The sequence below is a fragment of the Streptomyces sp. col6 genome, from assembly GCF_008042035.1.
Taxonomy (GTDB): Bacteria; Actinomycetota; Actinomycetes; order Streptomycetales; family Streptomycetaceae; genus Streptomyces.
This window is the reverse complement of the sequence record NZ_RDBL01000091.1, coordinates 1-24,092: the sequence shown is the minus strand read 5'-3', so window position 1 is coordinate 24,092 and position 24,092 is coordinate 1. Positions and strand designations below refer to the sequence as shown.

Here is a 24,092-nt window from a genome sequence, read left to right as displayed (position 1 = left end):
GCCCCGCAGTCCGGGCCGGAGCGAAGCGCAGGCCCGTGGATTGGAGCGAAGCGGAAATCCGAAAAAATCCGAAAGGCGCGCCATCGCTTCGCGATGGGAAAGCGAAACGAACCGCTTCGCGGTTCGTGACGAAGTGTTGAAAAAGGCGCTTCGCGCCTTTCGGATTTCCGCTTCGCTCCAATCCACGGGCCTCCGCTCCGCTCCAGCCCGAACTGCGGGGCGGGTCCGCTTCGCTCCCCCACCCGGTTCCGGCTCCGCCGGAACAGCTGGCTACACGATGACGGTGCATCACCGCTGGTCTGTGTAGCATCCCGAGAAAACAACCACCCCCTGAACCATGACACCCCATCACCCCGGCCCGACTGCCGGCCACCGGGCAACAGGTGCGGATCCGCTGCGCTCCACCCGCACCGGGAAGTCCGTCACCCACATCCGGCAGCGTCTCCCCCCGCGAGTGCGAATGGCCTGAAAATCCCCCTGGTGAACACCGACCCACTACGATGATACCCGTGCATCACTCGCATAATCACCGCATCATGCATCACTGATGTGCTGTGTAGTATCACGAACAGATCGCCACCTCCACGGCAGGTATCTGGCACACAGTCAGTCATCAAATTGATTACCCACGCGTCATCCGAGCACAACCGAGCTCCGAGCGCCCCGAGAGAATTTCATGCTGGGGGTACTCCTGAAATTACGTGCCGGGTTCGATAGTTGATTTCACTTTGCTTACGGTCGTCGCCGATCGTCCGGCGAACCGCCCAATGCGGCGCTGGGTCCATCCGTGGTCGAGGCCGTAGCGGATTCGGGCGCGGGACTGCTCTTCGGTGAGGAGGCCGGGAGCCCGGCCGGGGGCGCAGCCGGCGGGCAAGCCGGGGAGGTCCCAGTCGTGTGAGCTACGGGGCTGGGGAAGGTCCGCTGGTGGTTCGGTGCCGGGGTCCGGGGCGTCTGCGGAGGTAACGTGCTCGGGCCGGAGTCCGAGGCGGATGTGGACCAGGGCGAGGTCGGCGAAGGCGCGGGCGGCTTCCGGGTGGTCCATGTCCAGGGCTTCGTTGGCGTACCGGGTGAACTCGCGGGCACTGGCCATTCGTCTGCGCCCGGTTCGGGCTGCTGAGTGTCCATGGCGGGCTCAACGAGCCGGGCCTGCATCTCGGCACGAGTCACAAGCCGCGGTGGAGGAGTAGGAAGGGCGCTCTTCCCCTCCGGGGAAGAGGTGTCGGCACCGATTCCGGCTAACCCGCGCCTCCTGACCTGCGCGGACAGGACCGCTCGCCAAGACCACGGTCAACCAGTTGGGCAACCCTGATCGCCACCCGAGTCCGGCAACCCCGATCGCAACGAGGAGGGCGACCTGTTGGGCAACCGTCGCCGGTCCGCCGGCGAACGACCGGCCCGGCCCGCCGCGCAGCCCGGACGGCGGCGGCGCACGCCATCAATCGAGGCGGCTGTCGAGGGCTACGGTGTCGACAGCTGGGCGATCTGTCCGCATATGTGACAGCGCGAGAAATGCGAGGAAACCCAAGATCTAGTGGTTGGAGTCCAGAATCGACACAACATGTAGTGGTGTCGGGCAACTTCGAGCTTGTGCTTCGTCTAAGATGACTGGAGCTTCAGCGAGTTGACCCCTCCTGAACTGTACCGGAACCGGTGCGGGCCCTTCCCGAGGGCGACTTGGGGTCAATGAAGGAGGCGCGATGACTCAGCCAGCGGAACAGCCGAGTACCCGTCGCAGGCATCTGTCGATAAGACAGGTACTGCTGGATTGGGTGCCGGTGGTCGCGGTGATCATCGATGGTGTACTGCGGCTCGTTCGGTGAGAACCGGACGGGAAGCGAGCGCGGACGTACGGCGTGGACTCGTCACTGAGCCCGGCCGGTATCTAGACGGCCGGGCTCAGTAACCGCAGCACCTGCGGAGAGGGCCGACTGCTGGGTGCAACCAGCAGGAGGCCCTCTTTGCTTCCCAGAGTCCCAGAACCTTGAAGTCTTGGACTCTCTTATCAACCTTACACACCTGCTACCGGCAGGCATGCATGGCTGCACCGCCTGCCCCAGGCATGAGCGGAGCACGACCTTTCCGCTGGTCACACGCGTGGCAGGTGACCAAGAGGACGGGCGTCGGCGGGCGGGATATCAGTACGGCGGTGCTGTGGCAGCGTCTGCGGGTGAGGCAGGTTGCTGAGCATCTGCGCCCCCTCCAAAGAGGAGGAGCAGCGCGGTGAGGACCGCGACCGCGCAGGTAATCGCGCCTACGAGGTCGCCCTTGCTGGCCGGGCCGGGGGTGGTTTTGCTGTGCTTGTACACGAGGTACCCCACGATGCAGGCGGCGACAAGAATCGCGGCTCCTACATCAGTGATGTGTACGGTCATAAGGGCCTCCCGGCTCAGGGGGCCTGTCCGTTTGACCGCCAGATCCGGCGGACAGGCCCCTTCCTAGGCCCGACGCCAACGCGCGAGCCCTGTACCCCTTCAGGGAGTTGCAGGGCCTTGAACAGCAGAAAGGCCGGAACTCCCCTTAAAGAGGGGCCTTCCGGCGGGGGACCAACGGAAAGACATTGACTCCACGGCATACCGAAACGCAAGTCGCGACATTAGACGCAAAAGCGCCATACCAGGCACGCGGCAGGTTCGTTTTCGCTGGTCAGAGGCACAGGAAGGGGGTTAACGCCTGCTAAAACTAGGCGTGACCAAGGTCACACCTATCTTGGCGTCTGGTACTGCCTCCCGGCGTCGAAGCAAAGCCAAAAGCCGCAGCTCAGAGGCGTTTTGACGTTCAGTTAAGTACTTGGACCTCAACTACGCGGACCGTCCAGTCGGCGTGTCGAATCTCGGTGAACTGGCCGCTGTCTCCGAGGGCGGGTGCGGTCCAGGTGACTGCCCAGGTGGCGGTGGCGTGGCCCTTGTAGCGCTTGCCGGGGCGGTCGGTGGAGGAGTGCTGGTAGCGGTGGCCGCAACCCGGGGAGATCGTTTTTCCTAGTTGCTTGTCGTACGGGGTGCCCGGCCCGAGGCAGGTGATCGTGTTGCCGTCGCCCATGTCCCAGCGGATGGAGTGCACCTGCGCGGTGGCGGACACGGTGACGCCGCCGGCCGTCGCGGTCGCGGTCTGCGGCCCGTACGCGGTCGGCGTCCGGCGTACCCACATCCACATCGGTGCGCCGACTGGATAGCGCCCGGACGCCCGGGGGCTGGCCACTGCCGGGCCTTCCAGTCGCATCGAGGCGACCGCCTGCCGGGCCACGCTCTCGGGGTCGATGGCGGGCGCGGCCGGGCCGGCTGTTCCGTTCGGGACGAACACGATTCCGGCGCGGCCGGTGTCCGGGCACTCGACTTGGTAGAGGGCGCCGTCCTTCGGGGTGTGGTCTTCCCAGGCCAGGTTCGCGGCCGGGGGCTGCGGGTCGGCCCGCGTGTATGTGCAGGGGGCCTCTGCGGTCTTCTTGCCGCCCGTGGTGGCGTGGGCGGGCTTGGCGCCGCCCGTGCCGGGGGTGGTGGTCTCGTGCGCGCAGACGGTGACCAGCAGCCCGGAGTTGTCGCAGACTCCCCCGCCCCGGCCGGTGTCCGCGTGCGCGGGCGTGGCCGACGCGAGACCGGCGGCCAGGAGCACGGCGGCCGCCGCCGCTTGCCTCAGCACGTGCGGGCCTCGTTCGGGGTGTAGTCGGTGATCATCCAGCCGTCGGGCCACTTCTCCGCCTTGGCGGTGGCCAGGTAGCGGCGCGGCTGGTTGCTCGGCAGCGGGACCGGCTCGCCCGACGTGCGCACCGCCTTCCACTGGGACAGGTCGATGCAGTCCTGCAGGATCGCGGTCGGCAGCTTCCCGCCCGTGTTCAGCTCCGTCACCTCCGGCTCGTGGCCCAGCGTTCCCGTGCCCCGGGTGCCGGACTTCTTCATCTGTGCCAGGTCGAGGCGCAGCTTGGAGAGCGCGGTCAGTGCGGCGTAGCGCTTCAGGTCGGTGCCCGTGGCGTCCGCGACCTTGTACGCCTTCATCTGCTCCGCCCACATCGAGGCGTAGGCGGTGAGCACCGCCCGCTTCTGCGCCGCGTCCGGGTCTGTCGGCGTCGCCGAGGACGACGCGGGCGCGGGTTGGGAGGCGGCTGGGGCGGCTTCGGACGGCTTGGCGTCCCCGCCGCCGCCTCCGCAGCCCGCCATGAGCAGCGCGAGCGGTACAGCCCCGCACAGCGCCACCGCGCGCATCCGTCGAACCGTCGTCATCCCGGCACCCCCGGATTGATCGTCAATGGAACAGCGATCACCGTGACTCGCCGCAGTCGGCCGATCACCGCGCCCGCCGAGGAAGGGGAGACGGGTCTCTTCCCCTCTGGGGAAGAGGTGTCGGCTCGGCTTTCGACTAACCCGCCGCCCCTGAGCTGCGCGGAAACGGGCCCTCCCCGGAACCACGGTCAACCTGTTGAGCAACCCCGATCACAACCTGAGTCGGGCAACCCTGATCCCGACGAGGAGGGCAACCGGTTGAGCAACCGCCGCCGGTCCGCCGGCGAGCGGCCGCCCCGACCGCCGCGCAGCCCGGCTGTGGTGCTGGAGGAGAAGACCCTCTTCCCCTCTGGGAAGAGGTGTCGGCGCGTGTTCCGAGTGACCCGCACCCCCTGAACTGCGGGAACGTGGCTCCGCGGAATGGGCCACGGCAACCTGTAGGGCAACGCGTACGGCAACCCGTACAGCAACCTGATAGGCCACCTGTAGGGCAACCCGTAGGGCAACTGCCCGACGTCGGCCACCGCCAGGACCACGACCAGGACCGCGGCGATGCCGCCCGGTTCGCGGTACCGGGCCCGGCCGCCGGTGCGCCGGGCCAGACTGGCGGCATGACGCACCCACGGGTCTACGGCAGCGAGCCCGCGACCGGTCCCGAGCCCGGCCGTGCCTACCGCGAGCTGACGGGCGGTCCGCTGGACGGGCAGCTGCTCGATGTCACCGGCTGGAGCAAGGACATGCTCACCACCGGGGCGTTCCTGATCGCCCCGCACAGCGCCTACCCCGGCGGGCGCGCCTCCTACGCACCCGCGCCCAGCGCCCCGAATGGTCCATTCGTCTGGGAGGGCGACGTCCCGTGACCCGCATCAGCCGGGCGCTGAAACGCTGACCCAAACGCTGACCCTCGCAGCTCAGAGCACTGGTGACGGCATGCCGTCACCTTTGGCCGGGGGCCGCGCAGCGGTCGAGCGCCTGGCCGGCCCCAAGATCTGCGGGCTGCTGAACGAGCTGCGCGGCCGCAGTGAGATAGCGCGCGCACCAGTACAAGGCCGCGTAGGGGCGCGTGCAAATGCTGCGCTGCGCTGCATCCCGCGCCACTATGCAGCGCGAGCATGTCAAGAGCGACAGCGGCTGCTACACCTCGATGAAGGCGACCACGACCACGGTGCGCAGGGCGGTCACCCAGTACACGAGGCGGACCCGTTCGACGTCGTCGACGTACTGCCGCAGTCGCGGGCCGCTGTTGTCGCCGGGGAGGGGTTCGCCGGCGTCGGGGTCGACGGAGATGACGACCAGGGCGCGGTCCAAGGCGTGAAGCTCGGCTTCGCTGGTGATGGTGTCCAGCTGCTTGGCGGCGGAGTCGGTGAAGGCGACCTGGGCGCGGCGGCGCGGGTTGCGTGGTGTGGGCATCAGGCGACGGCCGGGCGTTGGGCGGTGAGCCGGGTGAGGTGGGTCTCGCGCAGTTCCTCCCACGGGGTGCAGTCCTCCGCTGCGGGCAGGCCGTTGGTGGCGATGTCCTCGAGGACGGCGGCGAGCTGGTCGGCGTTCTCGCGGGTCCGGGCCGCGTACGCGCGCAGCTCGTCAGCAGTGTCGGGCTCCAGCTGCTGCCGGACGGTGGTGTCGGCGGGGGCCGGCTGTTCGCTCATCGAGGACCTCCAGGCGCGAACGGGCGTGTGCCACCACAGTATCGAGCGGACGCTGGCCTCGGTGGCCGCTCGGATGCACCCGGCCGGAAGCGGCCTGTCCGCGCAGGCGTCAGGCGGGGCCGGCCTGGAAAATCGGCGAGCCCCGGACTCTGTAGGGTCCGGGGCTCGCGGTGGTGACAGGCGGGGTAGCGACCGCTCGCTATGTATGCAAGAAGGGCGCGCTGGCGGTACCTGACGCAGACGGCGACCTCAGCGCGCCCATGGGGCTACCGGTGAAGTCGATGCAGTTCGGCGCGTTGGTCCTTGAGCTGCGCGATGAGTTCGCCGTCGTTCTCGGGAACGTCCCTTCCAAGCTGCGCTGCCACGGCGCGGTGCATGGCGAGCGCTTCTTGGTCCCCGTGTGCAATGAGCAACACGGACCACAGGGGTTCGTCGGGCGGTGTCTTCTGTCCAACCATCACCAGGAGGTCGACCCGATCCTCGTAGGAGAGGCCTTTGAGGCCGCGGGCTCCCGTCTTGTGCTGCAGTTCCTGCCAGGTACGCATCTCTCCGTTTCCGGCAGCCCTCTTCAGTCCGCCCCTCACGGGGGGAACCAGCGTTTTGAGCCGCGCGATCCGCGCCTCCTGTTCCTTTCGAGCAGTCTCCCGGTCGAGCGCGAGTTGCCGTTCCCTCGCCGCGCGCTGCTTCGCCTCCAGCGCGGCCTGGTGGGCCTCGATCCTCCTGCGGGCTTCGGCCTCACGCCGCTCGTCTACTACCCGTTGCATTTGCTGCTGGATCGCTTTGACCTGGGCCCTGTCCTCGTCCGTCGCATCCTCTTCGTCGACGAGATCCCACGCCTGTCGGGCCAGCCCTCCGGGGTCCTTTCCGGCGTCGACCCGCTCCCGGAGTTGTGCGATGACGGTCGCCCGCCGCCGCTGGCGCTGGTCCAGCCACCGCTGCCCGCGGCCGTACGCGGCCCTCAGCGCCGTCAGCTCGTCGTTATCGAGGCTCTCGTTGTCGATGACGTGCTGCACACTGAGCATGGCGGTTTTGACGTGCCCCGGTGCCTGCTCGTAGATGGCGCTGTCGAGCCGGCGCACGGTCGGCGGCCGGAACTCACCGGCCCTTGGAGCCGTGGCCTTGGACGGCGACGACGTATCGGCCGGCCGCTGGCCCGAGGCGGCCTGCCCGGTGGCCGCGGCGGGTGTCCGCGCAGGCTGGGGAGAGTGCTCCTCGTTGACCGTGGTGATACTGCCTGCCGTCACCTTGAGGTTAGCCAGGTCGAACCACTCGGTATGCGTACCCGCTCGCTGGATGCCGGCGACGACGAAGCGGCGTCCGCGGTCGGACCGTCCTTCCATGCGGATCCGGAATGCGTGGCCGCGCTGGGCGAGCACGTCCGGGCTTATCAGGCAGCCCGGTCCCAGGATGTACTCCCACACCTCTTCGTCGTCCCACGCCGGAGCTCGTGCGGTGTCGAGATGTACGACCAGCAGCCGTCCGTCGGCAAGGCGCGCCGTAACGGCGGAGCCGAGCGGCTCGCTGAGGGCCAAGTCGGCTTCGATGTTCTGCTGCCGCAGCCAACGCGCGATATCCGCCTTGATGAAGAGGTGGTCGGCATCATCTTTGCGCTGCCTTCGGCTGCAGGGCAGCCGGGAGTCGGAACCGTGCGGGTCCGGCACGTGAGCGAAGTGGCAGATCTTGTCGGTGCAGCGCCTGGTGATCAGCCGTCGGCCGCATCCACCCGGCAGGTTGATGCCGCACCACCACGTGTTCGCTTCATGCTCCAGACGGAAGGCATCGAGCTCTTCCGGGTCCTCCGGACAGATCACCGGCTCATCGGACTCCGGATCTCCAAGGACAGCGGTCTGGATAAGGCGTGTGTCCATCCTGCTCCCGTGTGCTCCATTCGAGTGGTACCGAATCATTCTGCGCCTGTGCACTGACAGTTGGCTCTGTGCGGTTCGGGCGGCATTGTCAGTGGCGGCTGCCACCCTTCGGTCATGCCGATCAGCCGGGAGTTGGCACGCTCCCTCTTCGCGGACCTCACGCAAAACTCTGCGGTGCCGCTGGCCCCTGACGAGCTCGTTCACATGCCGGGCCTGCGGGAGCACGGCCATGTCTTTCTCGGTGACATAGCGGTGCGCTGCTACAAGCACCGGGCCCGGTGGATGTACGACGAGCGGGACATCCGGGCGGCCGGCCGCGTGTTCGCGGATATGGAGGTGCGCCTGGACGACGTCGTTACGGTCCGGCTGCCCACTCACCACAGCATGGCGGAGGGCGAAAACGTCGAGTGGTACCTGCCCGACTGGCGACGTCGTGTGGCGGCTTGGATGTTCGATGCGGCCCGCGACAAGCTGTTCAGGCAGGAGCGGACTTTCAGCGAGTGGGGTGCCTGGCGGCAGGTCGGTGCGAACGGCCTGCCCGGTGACCTGACATGGGAGGAGTTCATGGCCTCCCGCGTCGGGCGCCGACACGGGCAGAACATTGCCGCCACCCGGCCGCTGGAGCTCCTGACGTGGTCCGGGCAGGAATGGCTATTGCCGCGGGCCTACGCCGATCTCCTGGACCGGTGGGAGCAGCGCGAGAGCGAGGTGGCCGCGCGGGCCCGGCTGTGTTCCTCCTGCGCTGAGCGGAGCCCGGGGTGGCTGGGGTGGCGGACTCCGACGGCGCAGGGTTACGTGACCCGGTGCCCGCCGTGCTCGGGGGCGGCCTTCCTGAAGTACAGCGGTCATCTGCGCGGTGTGCCGTACGAAAAGGTCCGCCGGCGCGGCACGCGGGCGGATGAGTACCTGTGCCGGCTGTGCAAGGCGAGCCAGGCGAGCGTGTGGGACCACTGCCACGAGCACGGTCAGGTGCGTGGGCCGTTGTGCGGCAGCTGCAACAGTCGCGAAGGCTGCGCCACCCCGGAGTACTTCTTCCAGTTCGAGGGCAGCGTGGAACACCTGCTGGAGTGCCGCGGCTGCAACGAACAGCGTTCCCTGCCACAACGCTTCGCCCTGGAGGTGGTCCGCGCACACCTTCAGCAGACCGAGCGGCACGGCCAGTGCCGGATGCGGCCCTACGTGCGGGAAGCCGAGCAGCAGCCAGAGGCCGGTCACCGCTTCCTGCTGTCCTGCAGTGGCGGACACACCAAAACCGGCACGTGGACCACGGACGTCACGGCGGATGAGGTCACCGCGCTCGTGCACACGTTCGTCGACCCAATCCTTGTTGCCTCTAAGCCCTTGCTCGACCTCGGCAGCGAGGAATAGCCGGCTGCGGCTGGCGCATGGCGAAACAGCAACGCACCCCCGAGAGGAGAAGGGGCTCGGGCTGGTACGGATCTTCCGTACCAGCCCGAGCCTGGTCTTTTCTCAGCCCCCGCCGTCTCTGCGGGCGGCCTCAACCGCAGGCAGCCGCCCCGCCGGAAGCACTCGGTGCTCACGCTGCGGCGGCCCGGACGGATCCGCGGACGAGCACCTGGCCGCCGGGCCAGACTGACCGCATGACGCACGCACCCCGCATCTACGGCAGCGACGACGAGGCGGACACCGGGCCCGAGCCCGGCCACGACTACCGCGAGTTGGTGGGCGGGCCGCTGGACGGCCAGCTGCTCGACGTCACCGGCTGGAGCGAGGACATGCTCGCCGGCGGGGCGCACCTGATCGCCCCGCTCAGCGCGTACGGGGCCGGCGGCCGCGCCTCCTACGCACCCGCCCCGGGCGTCACGGGCGGGCCGTTCTTCTGGGAGGGCGACGTCCCCTGATCGCGCCGATCGGGCGCGGCCGGCGAACCCCTGGACATGGGGCGGGGCGGTAGCTTGGTGCTAGGCGAACTGACGGTGGAGCTCTTCCTCAACGACGAGACTTCGCCGCCCTCTGGGTGAAGGTCACCGAGGTGACCGTGCCCCAGAGTGGCTCTGTACACGTCGGAGAGCAGCATTTCGACAGCAGTTCGGGAGGCACCCGCGCGCGTCCGATGTCCACGAGAACGGACAGCACCGCAGCGGTGGCCGCCGGATCGCCGTCGACCGCGCCGCGGCGGTCCCGGCAAAAGCGCTGGCTACGGGCGGAGGCCGGAACAGCCGTCGCGCCGTTGCCGACTGCCGGCGGGTGCCTCCCGTTCTCGGGCTCTGGCTCAACTTCTGTGGAGCCGCCACTCTCAGTGACTGCTAAGCCTCTTCGAGCTGTGGGTGAAGTCGCCTGAAAATGATCCCTGGGCAACGCAGTCGGGCTGAATGTTCAGGGCCGTGGAAGAGGTCCTGCTCCGGCTGAAGGCGCTGTTGTTCCCGTCGATCGCGGACGTCGCGGTGCTGTCGGTAGACGTGAACATCGCGACAGTGCGCGTTGATGCGCAATGCACGGCCGACGGCGCCGTGTGCCCGGTCTGTGGCACCTGGTCGAACCGGGTTCACGGTTCCTACCTGCGGTTTCCCGCTGATGTTCCAAGCGGAGGCCGACGGGTCGTCCTTCAGTTGAGGGTCCGGCGGTTCACCTGCGGAAATCAGAGCTGCGCACGCCGTACCTTCGTCGAGCAGATACGGGGCCTGACGCGTCGGCACAGTCAGAGGACCGAACGGTTGCGCTCGACCCTGGCGTCGGTCGGCCTGGCCCTCGCGGGCCGGGCCGGGGCACGCATCGCCGGCGTTCTCGGCGTTCCCGTCAGCCGTAGCACGGTGCTTCGGCTGGTGGACGCGCTTCCCGAGCCCGAAGTGGTCGCACCGAGGGTGGTCGGTGTCGACGAGTATGCGACCCGGAAGGGCCGCCACTACGGCACCGTCCTCATCGACATCGAAACCCGCCGCCCTGTCGACCTGTTGCCCGACCGGGAGGCGTCCAGCCTGGCGGCCTGGCTCGCCGCACGGCCGGGTGTTGAGGTCATCTGCCGAGACCGGGCGCCGTTCTTCGCTGAAGGTGCCACCGCCGGCGCTCCACAAGCGGTCCAGGTCGCGGACCGGTGGCACCTCTGGCACAACGTGAGTGAGGCTGCGAACGGGCCGTCGCTCAGCACCGCCGCTGCCTCCGCGCCCTGGTCACGGCCGCCCCCGAACCCGATCCGGAGCCTGCGCCGGAGGAAGATTCCTCTGGCTCGCCATGGCCCACGGGCCATCGTTTCGCCGACCGCACCCGCGCCAGGCACGCCGACGTCCACGCACTGCTGGAGGCCGGGCACAGCCGCCGCTCGGTCCAGCGGCAGCTCGGTATGACCTGGCGGACCGTCAAGCAGCTCGCCGACGCAGCGAGGCCGGAGGAGCTTTTCACCGGGCAGTGGCAGAACCGACCGTCGGTCCTCGATGACTACAAGCCCTTCCTGGACGACCGGTGGAACGAGGGCTGCACCAACGCCTGGCAACTGTGGGAGGAGATCGTGCCGCTCGGCTATAAGGGCAGCTACCAGCGCGTCCGCGCCTACCTGCACAAGAAGCGCACCTCACCGCGGCCGGTGGTCGCCCGGCCGCCCACGTCCCGAACGGTCGCCGGATGGATTCTCCGGCAACCGGAAACTCTTCCCAAGGCCGAACAACTGCTGCTCAAAGCCGTGCGCACCCACTGTCCCGAGATCGACGCGCTCACCCGGCACGTCCGCGCCTTCGCGGTCATGCTGACTGAGCGCCAGGGCGAGCGTCTCCCGGACTGGCTCGCCGCCGTCCGGCACGACGATCTGCCCAGTCTCCATACCCTTGCCGCCGGCATCGACCGCGACCGCGATGCCGTCATCGCCGGTCTCACCCTGCCCTGGAGTTCGGGCGCAGTCGAAGGCCATGTCAATCGCATCAAAATGATCAAGCGGCAGATGTACGGACGCGCTGGCTTCAACCTCCTACGCAAGCGGGTACTGCTTGCCTCCTGAGCGCACTGTCAGTGACCAGTGCGACGATCCCCAGACGACCGCGCGAGGAGAGACATGGGCACCTGGGACATCGGCCCCTTCGACAACGACACCGCCGCCGACTTCGCCGGTGACCTGGACGAGGCAGCACTGGAAGAACGCGAAGCCATGATCCGCGGCGTACTCAAGCGCGCCGCTGGGCCGGCGGACTTCCTGGGAATCTACGACGGCGAGCGAGCCGTGGGCGCGGCGGCCCTGGTCGTCGCCCAGCATCCTGACGGTGATCCGGCGTGTTCGAACTATGGCCCATCAGAGCCGCTACCGGAGTTGCCTGCAGACCTTCGGATGCTCGCCGTCGACGCCCTGGACCAAGTGGTCTCCAACCGGTCTGAACTCGCCGAGCTGTGGGCCGAAGCTGCGAACTGGTCGAAGTGGCGCCAGGACATCACCCGCCTCCGTAACGTCCTTGACCCTCCGATCCCGCCACAAGAGGAAGCCCTCTTCGAAATCTGATCGGTGACACAAAGTCACAGACCACAGAAGTTGAGCCAGAGCCCGTTCTCGTGAACATCGACTCGCAGGCCCACCAGGCGCCTCCCGGAGCCGTGAACAAGTGCTGCTCGAAGTCGTGAACAAAGCCACCCAGAGCCTCACCCGTCTCAGCTGTAGTCGAGGGCGGTGTGCTCTATGTCCGTGAATTGGACGAGGAGGCCGTCCGCGCGCCTTCCGTTGTCGCGGAAATAGACCTCCTGGAGTCCTTCGGCGACTATGTGCTGCAATTCCTGCTCACCCGCTCCGGCGTCCTGTGCGGCAAAAAGCCGGGCCGCATAAACGGGTGGGAGGGCCTGAGTAATCCACCGGATACGGCTGTCGTCCGTCGTTCCGGGGGCGGCGGTGTAGCCGAACCGGGCGCGGGCTTCGACGATGATGCCGGTCGAGGTGGCGGCCTGACGGCGGGCGCGTTCGCGGATCCGGGGCTGCCAGTGGCGGCGGACTTCGTCGGCGAGGCGGGCGGCGAGGTCGGCGCGTGGCCGGCGGATCTGGCCTTTGAGGTAGCGCTCGACTGTGCGCTGGGAGACGCCCAGGGCCTGCGCGACAGCGCGCGTTGAGTTCTTGGCCTGCTTCACGAGGTAGCGGATCTGGGCCCCGGGCGTCGCGGGTATGGGGCGGGTGAACGTGGCGGCCGCGGCCTTGTCGAGGCTGTCACCGATGATGCCCATGCGGCTGCTCCTCTCGATTATCGCCCGCACGGGCCTGTGAGCGACGATCTCCACCCCGGACGTGGAATCCGGCTCGGGGATGGGTGATCGTCAGCGAGAGCGCCGTACAGGGCTGTTGTGGGGTGTGTGGGGCTGCCGGGTGTTACTGGGGTCAGGTCTGTGCCATGTCGACGAACCTGGAGTAGTGGAGCTGGTTGGCGACGGTGATGGTCGGTGTCGCCCCGTTGCGGTGCTTGCCGACGATCAGCTCGACCTCGCCCGCCAGGGCGGACTCCTTCTCGTAGGCGTCGTCGCGGTAGAGCAGGACGACCATGTCGGCGTCCTGCTCGATGGAGCCGGACTCGCGCAGTTCGGAGACGGTGGGCCGTTTGTCCGTACGGCTTTCGGGGCCGCGGTTGAGCTGGGACAGGGCGATGATCGGGAGCTGGAGTTCCTTGGCGAGGAGTTTCAGGGTGCGGCTGATGGTGGAGACTTCGCGTTCGCGTGATTCCTGGCGGCCGCCGACGGTGACGAGCTGGAGGTAGTCGATGACGACCAGGCCGAGGTCGGGGACGCGGGCTTTCAGGCGCCGGAGCTTGGCCTGGATGGCGCCCAGCGTGGTGGCGGACTCGTTGATGTAGAGCGGGGCCTCGGTGATGCGGGGCAGGTAGCGGGCGAGGCGGCTCCAGTCCTCGTCGGTCATGGCCCCGCCGCGGATGTGGTGCAGGGCGACGCGGGCTTCGGCCGACAGCAGCCGCATGTTGAGCTCGTTGATGCCCATTTCCAGGCTGATGAACGCGGCCGGGATGCTGTGCTTGATGGCGCAGGTGCGGGCCATGTCCATGGCGAGGGTGGTCTTGCCCATGCCGGGGCGGCCCGCGACCACGATGAGCTGGCCGGGCTGGAGGCCGCCGGTGAGGGAGTCGACGTCTGCGAATCCGGTGGGCAGGCCGGTGAGGCCCTTCTTGCCGCTGGCCTCGACCAGGTCGAGGGTGCCCTCCATCGTCAGGGCCGGGAGCAGGAAATCATCTTCCTGGCCGGTGCCTTCGACGACGGCTGCGATCTCGGCGGCGGCCTCGGCGACGAGGTCGTCGGTCTCGCCCTGCCCGGCGTAGGCGGACTGGGTGATGCGGACGCCGGCGTCGGCCAGGCGGCGCAGGATGGCCTGCTCGCGGACGATTTCGGCGTGGTAGGAGCCGCTGGCTGCGGTGGAGACGGACTGGACGAGGGCGTGGAGTGCGGGGGCGCCGCCGACGCGTTCGAGCTGGCCGCGTTTGTTGAGCTCTGCGGCCAGGATGATCGGGTCGGTGGGTTCGCCCTTGGCCAGGAGGTCGAGGATCGCGGTGTGGATGATCTGGTGGGCGGGCCGGTAGTAGTCCTCGGGCTTGAGGATGTCGGCGCAGTCGACGGCGGCATCCCGGTTCAGCATCATGCTGCCGAGCACGGACGTCTCCGCGTCGAGGTCCTGCGGCGGCATCCGGACGAGCCCCGGGCCCTGGTCGTCGTCGTGGGTTTGGTCAGGAATTAGAGTCATCGGTGATCTCTCCAGAGGGATCGTGCGGCGTCCGGGCCGGCCAAGGTTTCCGGGCGCCGCTCTTGCATGTCAGGGGTCAGATCGCGGGCTGCTGCATCGAGCGCAGCAGCTCGACCAGGCTGGGCCGCTCGACCGCCTGGTGCGGCTGCTCGGGCACCGCAGGCGCCTCGGGTGCCATGTCAGGTGCCGGAGTCTGCGGTGCCTGCGGCGGAGCGGGCTGCTCGGGCGTGACGGCCGGGGCCGGGGCCTGGTCGTGCTTGCAGGTGACGAGCATGCCGTTGCGCTCGGTCTGCCCGTACGCGTCGCACACGCCACAGGCGTCGATCCGCTTCTTCCGTGCGGAGGCGGAGGTGCCCGACCCGCCCGGAGTGCTGCGGCGTTGCGGCAGGCACTCGATGCGCTGCCGCTCCAGGACCAGCTGATTGTTCGTGATGCCGCCCGGGTTCGACATCAGCTGCTGACGCAGCTTCTCGTCGAACTCCCAGCCTCGCTCCAGGGTCTTGGCGGCGAGCTTCGGGGCCAGACGGGCAGCCGTCTCCGGGGCCAGCACCCACGGCCCGGTCAGCGTCAGCAGCAGCACGCGGGCCTCCTCGACCCGCTCCGGGCTCACACCCTGCGGCAGCGGCGCGGCGCCCTGGCCGCCGGGCTGGTCCTCGAGGGCGAGCTGCTGCCCCGGCACCTGCCCGGCCGACCGGGCACGGTCCTGCTCCAGGGCACGGCGCGCGGCGCGGTAGCGGGGCAGGTCGTCGATCCGGTCGCGGAGGACCGTGGTGATGCTGCGGCGGGCCGGGGGGCGGCGGGTCAGGTGCTGGACGAGATCGGTGCCCAGCTCCCAGCCCTGTGCCTGGACCGCCTCGGCGAGCAGCGGTGCGAACTCGGCAGCGGTTCGCCGGCCGCAGGCCCAGCGCCCCGGGAGCTCCGCGAGGAACTCGGCAGCGGCCGCGACGGCTGCTGCGTCTGTTGCTGGAGCGCCAGCCGCGACGGCCGTTGTGGAGGAGGACATACGGGAGGAGGAATCCTCCTCCTCCCTATAGGGGGGAGTGGGGGGGGCAGCAGCGGAACCGGGGATTTCCCGATTTCGGCTCTGACCTGCGAAAACGTCGTCTGAGGGAAAACGGGTTTTTCCCGGTTCCGGAGCGGAGCCGGGAAAAACCCGTTTCCGGCTCTGACCAGGCGAAACAGGGTTTTCCCCGGCTTCCCTCGCGCCCTGCTCCGCCGGAACCGGGAAAAACCCGTTTTCGGCGCTGACCTGCGAGGACTTGGCAGAGGTCGCTCCGGCGTGGTCCGGGTTCTTCCCCGGGTCGTGGAAGGCCCAGTAGCGCCACTCCGGGCGCTTCGTGTCGGAGTTGTAGACCGACTTGCGCCTCAGATGCCCGGCCTTGATCAGCCGCTTGGCGATGGCGTCGAAGCGGTCGACGCTCATCTTCCAGCCGAGCTCGCGCATCCCCCCCGCGATGTCCTTGCCGGTCGCCAGCGACCCCAGCGGCTTGAGCAACAGGTACACCAGGACGCCGACGTCCTCGGGCTGAAGACCGGGCGTCTCCGCCACCTGCCGAGTGACCGCAACGAGATCCGGCTCGTCCCCGCGGCCGAAGACCGACCCATCGATGGACCTCATGCGGCGCCCCCCGCCGCGAGCAGCGTCTTGAACGGCGCCACCGCATGGTCTACGGGCTTTGGCGCATGCCCGAACAGGGCGTGCGCCTCCATGGGGCGGCGGTTGCGGGAGCGGGCGGGCAGTGGCTGGTCACAGATGTGCGTCCCGTACGACGGGACGGGGGCGGCCTGCGAGGCGGGAGTGATGGTCACGCCAACCCCAAGGAGCGGCTGCGCCTCAGACGTGACAGCGATCTTCAAAAAAAATGCCGGGCCGGCGGCCGCGAGGTGGCGGCGGCGACGGGTGGGCGGGCGGTACATAGTGGGTGGATCTCCCCTGATAGGGGAGCCGTGACCAGCGGATGTGACCTGACCGGACCCCGGGATGGTGGCGTTCCGGGAGGCGGCGCGCTTATTCTGGGTATTGGTGACCACGCGGACCGAGAGGTCCACGGGCATCACCCGGCAGGCGAGGTCACTCTCACTGCTCACGACTCGGGTTCCTGGCAGTTCGTCGAGTCGATCGCTAGGAAGCGGTTCCGTTGTGGCGACGGGACCGCTTCAGCGTTTTATGGCGGCTGCGCGCTGTTCTTCATGACGACATCCTGTCACTGGAGGCCACCTTTGGTGGTGTGGCAGACGGGCTGGTTCTTGAGGCTTGGAGCTAGGTCGCTTGGCTGCCGAGTTCCGTGGCCCAGCGCAGGATGGTCTCGCCGCCCGTCACCTTGACGGCCACTTCCACCACTCGGTCGTCGTCAAGGGTCACCGTGCGGATCACCTGGCTTACGACCACATCGCCAGCCGTGAGACCGAGGTGCTCCTTCTCGGCCGCCGTGGCATGGCGAGAGGTCACCTCTTCCAGGACTCGCGCTTGAGGGACTCCCAAGCGTGCTGCTGCGAGTTCACGCGACCCACCTGTCGAAACGGGTTCGGCCAGTTCTGGCGTCACCGCGATCACGTAAGCGGGGTAGTAGGAGTTACTGAGGTGTACTGGTACACCGTTGCGGCTGACGAGTCGGCGTCGTACCTGAACCGGAGTGCCTGGCGCGACGTCCAGGCGCGGAGCGATCAACTCGTCTGCGCCAACGGTCCCGACTTCGAGGATCTGGGAACTCTCGCCCCCGTCCAGGGCCTTACCCGTTGCTTCGTACAGCCGGACGCGAGTTCCGATGTTGTTGCTCGTGGGGCCGGCTACCACCGTGCCTACTCCAGGGCGCGCAATGGTCAGTCCCTCCATCTTGAGCACCCGGTATGCCCTATTGGCAGTCGTCTGGGCGACGTTGTAGCGCTCACATACCTGGCGCAGGGACGGCATCGTGTCGCCTGGCCGCAGCTCCCCATCCTGGATCTGCTGGCGATAGTTCGCGGCAATCTCTGCATATCCGACTGTGCTGGGCATACCGATCTCCTCTCTCGGCTCGCGCGCCGAAATCGCTCTGTAGTGCAGCTCTACACGTAGAAGACTACGCCACGCGTACTTCCTGCGCTACCACTAGCGCACTGCATCGCTAGTGGTCTACATTGAGCTCGTCGCCGCAGGCTTCCCGGCACTGTCCGGGTGTTCCGTCATTGCAGCGGCATCAGCACTACCGCAGGACGCACTTCCCCGTTGGGGAGGGCCAGGGTTGATAGCTCCACCAAATCCCCTGGGCCGGTCACCAGGCCGGATGCCTCCTACTGCACGTCGCAGCGCTGATGCGCTGTCCGATCAGCCAGGACGCCGGCCTCGGTCGAGCACCTGGTGGTCGGAGAGCCCACCCGCGACGCAGCCCCCTCTCCCTCTACCAGAGGAGCCCTTCATGGCCACGACGACTGTGGAGCCTCAAGCCCGCAAGCGCCGCCGGAAGACCCGGACGAAGAACCTCAGTACCCTCCCGGCGCTCGCCGCCTCGGAGTTCACAGCCAGCCAGATCGACTTAACGCCGGGCCGGGAACACGTGATCTGCCCGGCCTGCCAGTGCTGGACGCCGATCACCGGCGTCCAGGGCACGCCGGTGCTGGTCCCCCACCACACCACCCCGTACCGCGACCGCACCGCCACCCCGCGCCGCTGCTCGAACACCAACCGCCGGATCGTCCTCGACACCGCGGTCGACACCTGGCGGCAGCAGATGGCCGAGCGGACCGAGGTATCCGCGTCGGTCGCCTCGCGCCGGCCGACGACGGTGTTGCCCAAGCCCAAGACGGGCTCGGTGCCGGCGGCGTCTCAGATCAGGCCCGTCCCGCTCAGCGTGGAGCAGGTCCGCCGGGCGTTCCGCCAGCACCAGGAGCAGTGCCTGGCCTGCAAGGGCGAGGCCACGGACCGGACCGGGCAGACACTGCCGTGCCCCGACGGTGAGCGCCTGGCCGTCACCGTCCTCCGGCTGTTCCGCCAGGAGCCCAAGCGCCGGGCTGTCCGCGAGTTCGTCGCCCGGGAGCGCCGCCGGTTCGACCGCGAGTACGCCCAGGCCGCCCCGACGCGCGAGGCCGCCTGGGCTGCCGTACTCCCGGCGGTGCAGACCGCCGACCAGTTGCGTCGTGCCGTTCCGCAGGGCGCGCGCCTTACCGAGGGCCCCGAAGTTCCCTTGGACCGTCAGGCTGCCGAGCAGTCGGTCGGAGGCCAGCTCGCGTGTGAGCGCTGCGGCGCCACCGAGTCCAGTCTCGCCGACGCGGTCGCCGCCGGATGGTGCCGGATCACCCGCCGCCCCCACTGCGGCCGATGCGCAGGTCGTTTCCCGGCCTGGACCCGCGTCCCGTTCTGACCCCGCATTTCCGCGACGAACGACCACGGCCCCGGGCCGCCCCGCAGTGAACGGGGCGGCCCGGGGCCGTGGCTGCTCGTACAGCAGCCACAGGGCCAACTGGCCCTGAACACGACGCACCCCCCGGGCTTAGGCCCCCGGGGGGTGCGTCTTCGCAGCTCACCCTCTCTCGAAGGGCAACATGCGCATGCACAGGATGACATCCACTCAGGCCCGGCACACGCGCCGGGCCGTACTCCAGACCGTGGTCGACGCCGGCGCCCGCCGCTGCACCGACACCGACCCGGACATCTGGTTCCGTGCTGAGCACGAGCCGGCCGACGAGTGGCAGGCCCGCCGCACCGAGGCGATCCGACTTTGCACCGGCTGCCCCGCCCGAGCCGCCTGCGAGGAACTCGCCCTGCGAGACGACGACGGCCGCGACGACGCGGACGACATGGTGCGCGCCGGGCTGACCGGCCCCGAGCTCGCCGCCGTCCGTACCGCCCAGGCCGTACGCCTGGCCGACGCGGTCGCTGCGGACCGCGACACCGAGCAGCGCGAACTCCACGACCTCGTCGCCCAGGTCCAGCACGAGGTCACCTCCACCCTCGACCGCAAGGTCGAGGGCGAGCGGCTGTCGCCCACCAGGGCGCAGGCCGAACAGAACGTGCTGGTCAACATGCTCACGGCCCGGATCCGCGAGATCCGTACGGCCCGCCGGGCCCGTAACGGGTGGGAGGTCGCAGCATGACCACCACCCTCGCCCTCATCCCCGCTCTGACAGGCACCTGCCCGAACTGCGGCGGCACGTTCGAGACCTGCACCTGCACCGGCGTCGTCCCTGCCCCCCTGCCGCGCGCCGGGTGGCTGGAGGACTGGGAGGAGCAGGACAACCAGCGCGGCCCGGAACGCGACGAGACCGACCAGTTCCACCGGCTCATCGGCGACCTGGTCCTCGACGGCGACACCCGCGCCCGAGCTGCCGGCCGTCGGGCGCGCCGCACTCTCGACGAGATGCAGCCGGGCTACGACCGCCAGCCCATCCTGCAGCTGGTCCGTCCGCTGACGTTCCGGTCGGCGGACGACGCGTGCGGGCTGTGCGGATACTGGACCTGCCGCTGCGGCGGCGTGGCCCCCGCCCCGGCCGCGAGTACGGCGGGGGTGACCCGATGACCTGCACCTCCTGCGGAGGGTCCGGCCAGCAGATGGTCACCGTGTGCCATGTCGGTGCGGACGGCACCCCGTACCAGGGTGTCGAGATGCAGACCTGTCAGCCCTGCGGCGGCACCGGCCAGAAGTAGCAGCCGGTGCATCAGATACGAACTGCCCGGGCCGCGCAGAAGCGTGCGGCCCGGGCCATCGCCGCGCGCGGCCTGGCCCACCCGCTCACCCGCATCCTGCTCGCGGCCGCCGCCACGGCGGCCGCGCAGGCCTGGGAGGCCGGCCACCGCGTCACCGACATCCACCCCGCGCACCACGCACGAACTGATCGGAACCACGGTGGCTGACAGCCCCCACACCCAATACATGGCCGCCAGCACCACCTGGCGCACCCACCTCAACACCTGCCCGACCTGCCAGGACGGCCAACACTGCGAGACCGGCGCGCAGCTGTACGCGCAGTTCGTCCGGCTCCAGGACGCCTACCTCGCCCAGCAGAAACGCAAGGGCTGACCGCACCGTCCGGCGGGAGGAACCACCAACCGGTGTCCCGCCCACCGCTGCTCGACCTATCCAGCCGCCCGCATCACGGGCGGCCGGCTCTTCCGCACCCCCGGAACCGGGCATCGACCCGGCCCGACGCCCATTCAGGAGACACCATGCGCACCACCCGCCGCGACGGCTGGACCGCCGCCGACTACGAATCCCAGCAGATCCTCCACGAGCTCGGACACCGAGACGCCGCCGCCCGGGTCACCCGGGCCCGCCGCCGCCACCCGGTCCGCCGGGCCTGGCGCACGCTGCGCACCCGGCTGCACCGCCCGACCCCGTGCGTGGACTGGGAGGCCGCCCGTGCGGCTGCCGACGCCGTCAACCGGGGCGACGGCGACGAGGCCGACCGCATCGTCATGGCCAGCGTCGACCCGCACGGCACTGCCTTCGCGACGTTCCGCCTCCTCAACACTGCATGAACCCTGCCCCGCCTGTCGGTTGCCTCCCCCGCCCGTCCCGGCCCCGCGCCGGTACGGGCGGGGCCGAGGGGAGCCGGACAGCCCGGACCATCCGACCGAGAAGAGGGACCGCATGTTCGAGCTGAACCACGGCCTGACCCGCCCGCAGGATGCGGCCGTGACCGAGCGCGAGTTCGTACGGGACATCGAGGTGTTCGTCGCCGGCACGATCGCCGCCACCACCCCGCCCTCTACCCCGGCCTCCCTCATCGACCGCGCCTGGGAGCTGGCCGGCAATCACACCAACTGGCTGTACTGGGGCCCCAGCGGCATGCCGCTGACCGGCGAGCAGATCGCCGCCCACGCCGAGCAGGCCGCCGACACCCTGCGCACCGCGGGCTGGAACCCCTCCTACACCGCCCGCCGCGGTATCTACGACGCCCTGGCCCACGCCGAGGACACCGACCCCGAGCGGCGCTTCAGCCTCGACACCCGCAGCGCCCTCGACAACATTTTCGAGCTGCTCGTCCGGGCCCTGACCGGCGCCCCCCACGCCAGCTACGAGTCCTGGGACCGGCACCCCGCCCGTCAGGTCGAGGAGGTATTCGGCCTCCTGGCCGCCGCGGCCGTCTTCGCCCGTACCCACGGCAGCACCGCCATCCCGGCCCCTCCAGCCGCCTGACCAAGCGCCCCGGCGAACTGGTCGCCGCTCCCGCCGGACGGGAGCGGCGACCAGTTCGTCTCCCGCCCCCTGCCCGGCTGCTGGTCCTCGCCGCCCATACACCGGGACAGGCCGACCACCCCGCCTGGGGCGGGCATGGCCCAGGCACTCAGCACCGTATGAAAGGACCCGTTGTGACGACCCGACGCCAGCCCGCCCGTAAGGCTGCCGCGAAGAAGACGACCCCCACGAAGAAGACGACGACCAGGACGACGGCCACCACGGCGCCCGACGTCGACGGTGAGGTCACCGGTACGACGGTCCCTACCGAATCCGCCGCCCCGGCGGCCCCGGTGGTCGACACCGAGGCGATGGTGACGGCCGCCCGCGCGGAGGCCGACCAGCTGCTCGCCGCGGCCCGGACCGAGGCCGAGGTGCTCCTCAATGGAGCTCGCCGGCAGACGGCGGAGACCGACACCGCCGCGCACAAGGCCCAGGCGGAGGCGGACAGCATCATCGCGGCCGCCAGGGACCAGGCGGAGCGGATGCGGGCGCTGACCGAGGAGCAGGTCGCGGCGGCGGAGGAGACCGTGCAGCGAGCCCGCACGATCGCCGACGGCGACCTCGCGGCGGTCGAACAGACCCTCGCGCGGCGCCGCCAGGCCGCGCAGGCTCTCCAGACCGAGGCGGAGGCCGAAGCGGCCCGGATCGTGGAGGCCGCCCGCACCCGCGCCGAACAGCTGCGCACCGAGGCCGAGCAGGACAAGACCCGGGCACAGGCAGAGGCCGCCGCCACCGCCGAGCACGCCGAGGACCTGGTCCAGGAGGCCAAGCAGCGCGCGGCCGACATGGTGGCCGCCGCTGAGGAAGACGCCCGCTCCCGCCGCGAGGCAGCGGCCGCGATGCGCCGGCAGGCGGAGAAGGACGCCGAGGCCCTGCGGGCGAAGGCCCGCGAGGACGTCGCAGCGGCCGAAGAGGACGCGGCCCGGCTCCTGGACCGCGCCCGCGAGCAGGCCACCGAGGCGCTGGACGAGGCGGAGCAGGACGCGCAGGCGACGCGCGGTGAGGCACAGCAGACCCTTCAGAACGCGCAGGCCCGTGCCGAGGAAGAGGTTCTCAAGATCCGCTCGCTCGCGGAGGCCAAGGCCGCCGGTGCCCTGGCCGGTGCGGAGACCGCCGCCACCGAGCGGATCGGCGCGGCCGAGAAGGAGGCCGGCCGCCTGGTCGCCGCCGCCAAGCTGGAGGCCGACCGGGCCCGCGCCCGCGCCCGTACTGAGCAGCAGGCGGCGCAGCGGGAGCTGGCGGACACCCGGGCGGAGGTCGCTGCGGCCCGAGCGCTCATCGCGAAGCAGGAGAAGCGGCAGAACCTCGTCAACATCTGGGGGCCCCGTGTGGCCCTGGCCGCGACGATCGTCCTGACCGCGTCCGGGGAGTTCGCCCTGGCCAAACTCAGCGGCTGGCCCGCGTGGGTGGCCTGGGCGCTGCCGCTCGCGATCGACGTCTACGTCGTGCAGGCGTTCCGCCGGCACCGCGACGTCGCCGGGGCACTGATCCTCATGGTTGCCGCGAACGCCATCTACCACCTTGCCGACGCCGAACTGGTCGGCGTCGACGAGAAGGGCGACCCGCTGTGGTGGCTCATCGTCGGAGTTGCCGCCATCGCCCCCTGGGTGATGTGGCGCGTCCACCGGATCACCCAGGAGCCCGGTGAGACCGGCTCGGCAGACGGCACCGGCCCGGATGAGACGACCGCGGCCGCACCCGGCGGTGAGACCGACCTCGTCCGAACCGGCCGTCTCAACACCGGCGGTGAGACGGTTCCGCACCCCCGCACCGCCCCGGCGCTGGCCGCTGAGACCGGCGAGGGTGAGACGCCCCCTGCCCTTGAGACCGGCACCACTGAGACGCCCACCCAGGCGAGCGCGGCTGAGATGCCGTCCCACACGGGTGAGACGCGCAGGTCAGGCCGTGAGACAGCCTCGTCGGACAGCGGTGCGACCCCCCTCCCGCTGCGCTCCGGTGAGACCGGTCGCCCCGCGCTCGCCCGGGACGCTGAGATCGAGGGACAGGTCACCTCGCTCCTGAGTCTCATGTACCGGCGCCAGGGCCCGGACACCGTCTCAGTCGATGAAGCCAAGACGGTTCTCGGTGTCTCACGCGCCACGGCCGGTCGCCGCCTTGAGATCGCACGGGGCCGGTTCAAGCAGGTCTCGTGAGACCGGGCCGGTCCCGGTTCCCCGACGCACTGAAGAGTGAGGAGCTCACCGTGAGCGCTCTGCAGTACACGGTCGGCGTGGTTCTCGTCCTGCATCGAGCACGACCACGGTTCCGGCTGCTGGTGGTGCCACCCGCGCCTGCGGCCCCGTAAGCACCGCTGACAGGACACCGTCCGGCACACACCAGTGAAGGCCAGCCCACCGGTAATGGGCTGGCCTTCGCTGCGACTGCCGGAAGCAGTCACCGCACCAGTAGAGCACGTTTCCCCTGATCAGAACCCGCTTCCGGCATGTCTGGGCCGGGTCCGCACCACACCGCGAAGGAGCCAGCCGCATGTCCGGAATCGACTGGGACAAGGAGTTCAGCCGCATGAACCCCCAGACCCCCCAGGCCCCCCCAGGCCC

25 protein-coding genes are annotated in these 24,092 nt (G+C 69.6%); 15 read left to right on the top strand and 10 right to left on the bottom strand.

All coding sequences use genetic code 11. The features are described from left to right. Positions 1-2,775: 2,775 nt before the first annotated feature. Together EAO73_RS35770 and EAO73_RS35765 are read right to left on the bottom strand one after the other, a co-directional pair. Entirely contained in the window at positions 2,776-3,630 is an 855-nt protein-coding gene (locus tag EAO73_RS35770) for an ATP/GTP-binding protein (protein WP_147975685.1), read from the bottom strand. Further along, positions 3,624-4,208 (bottom strand): hypothetical protein, encoded by a 585-nt coding sequence (locus EAO73_RS35765; RefSeq protein ID WP_224756615.1) that lies wholly within the window; start codon positions 4,206-4,208, stop codon positions 3,624-3,626. Before EAO73_RS35765 ends, EAO73_RS35770 begins: the two co-directional genes overlap by 7 nt. 611 nt (positions 4,209-4,819) lie before the next feature. Between EAO73_RS35765 and EAO73_RS35760 the strand changes: the two genes are divergently transcribed. Then, positions 4,820-5,068 carry a hypothetical protein gene (locus EAO73_RS35760; RefSeq protein ID WP_147975684.1) on the top strand — a complete coding sequence of 83 codons (249 nt, stop codon included), beginning with the start codon at positions 4,820-4,822 and terminating at the stop codon, positions 5,066-5,068. 274 nt (positions 5,069-5,342) lie between these two features. Here EAO73_RS35760 and EAO73_RS35755 read toward each other — a convergent pair whose 3' ends face one another. From EAO73_RS35755 to EAO73_RS35745, 3 genes are all read right to left on the bottom strand, one after another. Further along, positions 5,343-5,618, bottom strand: coding sequence for a hypothetical protein (locus tag EAO73_RS35755; RefSeq protein ID WP_147975683.1), 276 nt, complete (start codon positions 5,616-5,618; stop codon positions 5,343-5,345). Beyond that, positions 5,618-5,854: a hypothetical protein gene (locus EAO73_RS35750; protein WP_147975682.1), complete on the bottom strand. Its 237-nt coding sequence runs from the start codon at positions 5,852-5,854 to the stop codon at positions 5,618-5,620. The genes EAO73_RS35755 and EAO73_RS35750 overlap by 1 nt, the downstream gene beginning before the upstream one ends. A gap of 266 nt (positions 5,855-6,120) precedes the next feature. After that, the gene (locus tag EAO73_RS35745; protein ID WP_147975681.1) at positions 6,121-7,722 is read right to left on the bottom strand and encodes a hypothetical protein; all 1,602 of its coding nucleotides are present in this window, start codon (positions 7,720-7,722) and stop codon (positions 6,121-6,123) included. Between the two features lie 114 nt (positions 7,723-7,836). Here EAO73_RS35745 and EAO73_RS35740 point away from each other — a divergent pair, with 114 nt between their 5' ends. The 5 genes from EAO73_RS35740 (at position 7,837) to EAO73_RS35725 (ending at position 12,160) form a co-directional block, all read left to right on the top strand. Then, a complete protein-coding gene (locus tag EAO73_RS35740; RefSeq protein ID WP_147975680.1) occupies positions 7,837-9,090 on the top strand; it encodes an endonuclease domain-containing protein in 1,254 nt (417 codons plus the stop codon). 233 nt (positions 9,091-9,323) lie between these two features. Further along, positions 9,324-9,584, top strand: a complete 261-nt coding sequence (locus EAO73_RS35735; RefSeq protein WP_147975679.1) for a hypothetical protein — start codon at positions 9,324-9,326, stop codon at positions 9,582-9,584. Positions 9,585-10,067: 483 nt separating this feature from the next. Continuing rightward, entirely contained in the window at positions 10,068-11,024 is a 957-nt protein-coding gene (locus EAO73_RS37045) for an ISL3 family transposase (protein WP_224756614.1), read from the top strand. Beyond that, a complete protein-coding gene (locus EAO73_RS37040) occupies positions 11,021-11,668 on the top strand; it encodes a transposase (protein ID WP_224756613.1) in 648 nt (215 codons plus the stop codon). The genes EAO73_RS37045 and EAO73_RS37040 overlap by 4 nt, the downstream gene beginning before the upstream one ends. A 54-nt stretch (positions 11,669-11,722) precedes the next feature. Further along, positions 11,723-12,160: a DUF4259 domain-containing protein gene (locus EAO73_RS35725; RefSeq protein ID WP_147975678.1), complete on the top strand. Its 438-nt coding sequence runs from the start codon at positions 11,723-11,725 to the stop codon at positions 12,158-12,160. 146 nt (positions 12,161-12,306) lie between these two features. Here the strand turns inward: EAO73_RS35725 and tpg are convergent, their stop codons facing one another. The 5 genes from tpg to EAO73_RS35700 all read right to left on the bottom strand — a co-directional run bounded on the left by tpg (position 12,307) and on the right by EAO73_RS35700 (position 17,375). Continuing rightward, positions 12,307-12,867 (bottom strand): telomere-protecting terminal protein Tpg, encoded by a 561-nt coding sequence (gene tpg / locus EAO73_RS35720; protein WP_147975677.1) that lies wholly within the window; start codon positions 12,865-12,867, stop codon positions 12,307-12,309. A 151-nt stretch (positions 12,868-13,018) separates the two neighbouring features. Next, positions 13,019-14,380, bottom strand: a complete 1,362-nt coding sequence (gene dnaB / locus EAO73_RS35715; protein ID WP_147975676.1) for a replicative DNA helicase — start codon at positions 14,378-14,380, stop codon at positions 13,019-13,021. A gap of 76 nt (positions 14,381-14,456) precedes the next feature. Then, complete coding sequence (locus EAO73_RS36255; protein WP_191134355.1) at positions 14,457-15,383, bottom strand: hypothetical protein; 927 nt, start codon at positions 15,381-15,383, stop codon at positions 14,457-14,459. Between the two features lie 611 nt (positions 15,384-15,994). Next, positions 15,995-16,189, bottom strand: a complete 195-nt coding sequence (locus EAO73_RS35705; RefSeq protein WP_147975674.1) for a hypothetical protein — start codon at positions 16,187-16,189, stop codon at positions 15,995-15,997. A 451-nt stretch (positions 16,190-16,640) separates the two neighbouring features. Beyond that, the gene (locus EAO73_RS35700) at positions 16,641-17,375 is read right to left on the bottom strand and encodes a GntR family transcriptional regulator (RefSeq protein ID WP_147975673.1); all 735 of its coding nucleotides are present in this window, start codon (positions 17,373-17,375) and stop codon (positions 16,641-16,643) included. Between the two features lie 400 nt (positions 17,376-17,775). Between EAO73_RS35700 and EAO73_RS35695 the strand changes: the two genes are divergently transcribed. The 9 genes from EAO73_RS35695 to EAO73_RS35665 all read left to right on the top strand — a co-directional run bounded on the left by EAO73_RS35695 (position 17,776) and on the right by EAO73_RS35665 (position 23,687). After that, positions 17,776-18,717, top strand: a complete 942-nt coding sequence (locus EAO73_RS35695; RefSeq protein WP_147975672.1) for a hypothetical protein — start codon at positions 17,776-17,778, stop codon at positions 18,715-18,717. Positions 18,718-18,913: 196 nt separating this feature from the next. After that, the gene (locus tag EAO73_RS35690; RefSeq protein WP_224756612.1) at positions 18,914-19,450 is read left to right on the top strand and encodes a WhiB family transcriptional regulator; all 537 of its coding nucleotides are present in this window, start codon (positions 18,914-18,916) and stop codon (positions 19,448-19,450) included. Then, entirely contained in the window at positions 19,447-19,872 is a 426-nt protein-coding gene (locus EAO73_RS35685) for a hypothetical protein (protein WP_147975670.1), read from the top strand. Before EAO73_RS35690 ends, EAO73_RS35685 begins: the two co-directional genes overlap by 4 nt. After that, positions 19,869-20,000, top strand: coding sequence for a hypothetical protein (locus EAO73_RS37180; protein WP_263576325.1), 132 nt, complete (start codon positions 19,869-19,871; stop codon positions 19,998-20,000). Before EAO73_RS35685 ends, EAO73_RS37180 begins: the two co-directional genes overlap by 4 nt. Before the next feature lie 6 nt (positions 20,001-20,006). Then, positions 20,007-20,207 carry a hypothetical protein gene (locus tag EAO73_RS35680; protein ID WP_147975669.1) on the top strand — a complete coding sequence of 67 codons (201 nt, stop codon included), beginning with the start codon at positions 20,007-20,009 and terminating at the stop codon, positions 20,205-20,207. Between the two features lie 19 nt (positions 20,208-20,226). Continuing rightward, the gene (locus EAO73_RS36250) at positions 20,227-20,373 is read left to right on the top strand and encodes a hypothetical protein (protein WP_191134356.1); all 147 of its coding nucleotides are present in this window, start codon (positions 20,227-20,229) and stop codon (positions 20,371-20,373) included. 146 nt (positions 20,374-20,519) lie between these two features. Continuing rightward, positions 20,520-20,831, top strand: coding sequence for a hypothetical protein (locus tag EAO73_RS35675; protein WP_147975668.1), 312 nt, complete (start codon positions 20,520-20,522; stop codon positions 20,829-20,831). A gap of 112 nt (positions 20,832-20,943) precedes the next feature. After that, on the top strand, positions 20,944-21,492 hold the full coding sequence (locus tag EAO73_RS35670) for a hypothetical protein (protein ID WP_147975667.1): 549 nt from the start codon (positions 20,944-20,946) through the stop codon (positions 21,490-21,492). A 173-nt stretch (positions 21,493-21,665) separates the two neighbouring features. Beyond that, the gene (locus EAO73_RS35665; protein ID WP_147975666.1) at positions 21,666-23,687 is read left to right on the top strand and encodes a hypothetical protein; all 2,022 of its coding nucleotides are present in this window, start codon (positions 21,666-21,668) and stop codon (positions 23,685-23,687) included. Positions 23,688-24,092 lie beyond the last annotated feature (405 nt).